This window comes from Neisseria sp. P0008.S010, from assembly GCF_051962715.1.
Classification (GTDB): Bacteria; Pseudomonadota; Gammaproteobacteria; order Burkholderiales; family Neisseriaceae; genus Neisseria; species Neisseria elongata.
In genome coordinates, this window is record NZ_JBQCVA010000169.1 from 1 (window position 1) to 443 (window position 443).

A 443-nucleotide genomic window follows, 5' to 3' on the forward strand; every position below is an offset into this window, starting at 1 on the left:
GCCTACGGGTGGCAGCAGCAAGGAATCTTCCGCAATGGGCGAAAGCCTGACGGAGCAACGCCGCGTGTGGGATGACGCCTTTCGGGGTGTAAACCACTTTTCTCAGGGAAGAAGCACTGACGGTACCTGAGGAAGAAGGACCGGCTAACTACGTGCCAGCAGCCGCGGTAATACGTAGGGTCCGAGCGTTGTCCGGAGTTACTGGGCGTAAAGCGCGCGCAGGCGGCGGTGTAAGCATGGCGTGAAAGCCCCCGGCTCAACCGGGGAGGGTCGTCGTGGACTGCACCGCTTGAGGGCGATAGGGGCTGGTGGAATGCCTGGTGTAGTGGTGAAATGCGTAGAGATCAGGCGGAACACCCGTGGCGAAGGCGGCCAGCTGGGCCGTCCCTGACGCTGAGGCGCGAAGGCGTGGGGAGCGAACGGGATTAGATACCCTTGTAGTC

Annotated in this window: 1 rRNA gene; it reads left to right on the forward strand. The window is 62.3% G+C overall.

What is annotated here, in order from left to right:
* Positions 1-443 (forward strand): 16S ribosomal RNA (locus ACTHSL_RS13060); the annotation flags it as partial.